General features: G+C 64.7%; 2 protein-coding genes and 1 pseudogene. All 3 read right to left on the bottom strand.

All coding sequences use genetic code 11. The annotated features are described in order from the left end of the window. A pseudogene (locus EOA36_RS32665) lies at positions 1 to 478 on the bottom strand (ABC transporter permease); the annotation flags it as partial. Continuing rightward, positions 478 to 1608 carry an ABC transporter permease gene (locus EOA36_RS32660; RefSeq protein WP_127280925.1) on the bottom strand — a complete coding sequence of 377 codons (1131 nt, stop codon included), beginning with the start codon at positions 1606 to 1608 and terminating at the stop codon, positions 478 to 480. The gene EOA36_RS32660 and the pseudogene EOA36_RS32665, both read right to left, overlap by 1 nt. Continuing rightward, positions 1605 to 2810 (bottom strand): ABC transporter ATP-binding protein (locus EOA36_RS32655; protein WP_145969434.1); only part of this gene is annotated, 1206 nt, incomplete at its 5' end. The genes EOA36_RS32660 and EOA36_RS32655, both read right to left, overlap by 4 nt.

Here is a 2810-nt window from a genome sequence, read left to right as displayed (position 1 = left end):
TCTTGAACAGGAACCACATCACCGCGGCCGTCAGCGCGATCGAAATATAGAACACAGGGTCCTGGCCAAACAGCAGTCTGCCCACGATCGGAAGCGAACTGAGGCCGGGAATATCAAGGTTGGGGAGCCGGACGCCAGGCTGGCCGACGAAGCGCGTTCCGATCATGCCGGAGAGGCCGAGGCCGAGCAGCGTCAGCGACAATCCGGTCGCCACCTGGTTGGTGGCCAGCGACAGCGTCATGACGGCGAACAGCAGCGAGAAAACTGCTCCCATGATGATTGCCGCCAGGAGGCCGATCCAGGGCGAGCCGGTCAGGTAGCCGGCCCCGAAGCCGCCGACGGCACCCATGATCATCATGCCTTCGACGCCGAGATTGAGCACGCCGGAACGTTCGACCACCAGTTCGCCGATCGCCGCGATCAAGAGCGGCGTCGCCGCCGTGGCAATGGTCAAGAGGATGTTGACGGTAATGTCCATCAGCGGGCTTCCTTCAACTTTGGCGCGGCCTCGAGCTTCGCGGGGGCTTCCTGTTTGGTCAGCGCCAGGCCGATCAATCGGATGCGGTAATGAATGAGCGTGTCGCAGCCGAGCACGAAGAACAGCAGCATGCCCTGGAACACCCTCGCCACCTTGTCGGAAATGCCGAGCGCGCTTTGCACCGCCTCGCCGCCGAGATAGGTCAGCGCCAGCACCAGGCCGGCGGCGACGATGCCGAGCGGATTGAGGCGGCCGAGGAAGGCCACGATGATGGCGGTGAAGCCATAGCCGGGCGAAATCACGGGCTGCAGTTGCCCGATGGCGCCGGAGACCTCCGAGATGCCGGCAAGGCCGGCCAGCGCACCCGACAGCAGGAAGGCGAAGAACACCATGCGGTTGAGGCCAAAGCCGGCGAAGCGCCCTGCTCTCGGGCTGGAGCCCAGCACGCGGACCTCGAAACCCTTGAGCATGCGGCCCATCAGGATCCAGATCAGCACCGCTGCCACAAAGGCGAAGACGAAGCCCCAATTGGCACGCCCGGCATCGGGCATCAGTTCCGGCAGCACCGCCGAGTCGCCGAACTGGATCGTTTGTGGAAAGCCGTGTCCCTGCGGATCGCGCCACGGCCCGCGCACCAGCCAGTCGAGGAAGAGTTGTGCGACATAGACCAGCATCAGGCTGGTGAGGATTTCGTTGGTGGAGAACCGGGTCTTCAGCAAGGCCGGGATCGCAGCGTAGGCCGCACCGCCGACCATGCCGAGTAGAAGCATCAGCGGCAGCACCAGCGGGCCTTCGAATTGCGGAAACAGCACCGGAATGATGGAGCCGAAGATGGCACCGAAAATGAATTGGCCTTCGGCGCCGATGTTCCAGATGTTGGCCTTGTAGCAGACCGACAGGCCGACCGCGATCAGGATCAGGGGGGCTGCCTTGATCGCCAGCTCGTGCAATTGCCAGACCTGGCTGATCGGCTCGATGAAGTAGATATGGAACGCGTTGAGCGGGTTGACGCCGAGCAGCGCGAACATAATGGCGCCGGCAATGATGGTCAGCGCGAAGGCGATGAACGGCGACAGCATCGAAAACAGCGCCGAGCGCTGCGGGCGTTTGACGAGTTCGAGGCGCATCATGCCGTCTCCAACGTATGTTCGGCGTGGCCGGGTTCGGCGCCGCCCATCAGCAAGCCGACCTTCTCGAAAGTCGCTTCGGCGATCGGCATCGGCTTCGAGAGCTCGCCATTGTGCATGACCGCGATCGCGTCCGATATCTCGAACAGCTCGTCCAGATCCTGGCTGATCACCAGTACGGCCGATCCGCTGCGAGAGAGCTCGATCAAGGCCTGGCGGATGTGCGCCGCGGCTCCGGCGTCGACGCCCCATGTCGGCTGGTTCACCACCATCACGCTTGGGCGGCGGTCGAGCTCGCGGCCGACGATGAATTTCTGCAGATTGCCGCCCGAAAGTGCCGCCGCTTCGGGATCCGGCGCGCTCTTGCGCACATCCATCGCTTCGATGATGCGTTGCGATGCCGCGTAGACGGCGCCGCTCTTGACCATGCCGCCGGTGCCGACAAAAGCCTTGCCGTCGGTGGCATGGCGCGACAGCAGCAGGTTTTCCGAGAGTTTCATGCGCGGTGCCGCTCCATGGCCAAGGCGCTCTTCCGGCACGAACGCCGCTCCCAGCAGGCGCCGCCCGGTGATGGTGAGGCCGCCGGCGTCCTTGCCGCGGATGCGCACCGAGGCGGCATCCTGCTGCAAAACCTCGCCGGAGACGGATTCGAAGAACTCGCCCTGGCCATTGCCGGCGACGCCGGCAATGCCGATCACCTCGCCGGCGCGGACATTGAGGCTGATGTTCTTGAGAGGAATGGAAAACGGCGTTGCCGGCTTGCGGCCGAGGCCGCGGATTTCGAGCAGCGGCTGCGCGGTCTCGATCCCCTCGACCGGCGCCCGCACCACAGCCTGCACCTCGCTGCCAACCATCATGCGGGCGAGCGATGAGGCGGTCTCCTCGCGCGGGTTGCAGTGGCCGACCACCTTGCCGTGCCGCAGCACGGTGGCGCGGTCGCAGATGCGTTTGACCTCTTCGAGCCGGTGCGAAATGTAGAGGATCGATTTGCCTTCCGCGCGTAGCCGCTCCAGCGTCTCGAACAGCTTGTCGGCTTCCTGCGGCGTCAGCACCGATGTCGGCTCGTCCAGGATGATGAGTTGCGGCGTCTGCAGCAGGCAACGGATGATCTCGATGCGCTGGCGCTCGCCGACCGAAAGGTCGCCGACCAGCGATTCCGGATCGAGCGGCAGGCCATAGCTGTAGGAAAGCGCCCTCGCCTTGGC

It is taken from the genome of Mesorhizobium sp. M8A.F.Ca.ET.021.01.1.1, assembly GCF_003998025.1.
In the GTDB taxonomy this organism is placed as follows: Bacteria; Pseudomonadota; Alphaproteobacteria; order Rhizobiales; family Rhizobiaceae; genus Mesorhizobium.
The sequence above is the reverse complement of the archived record's forward strand: the minus strand, read 5'-3'. Positions and strand labels throughout refer to the sequence as shown.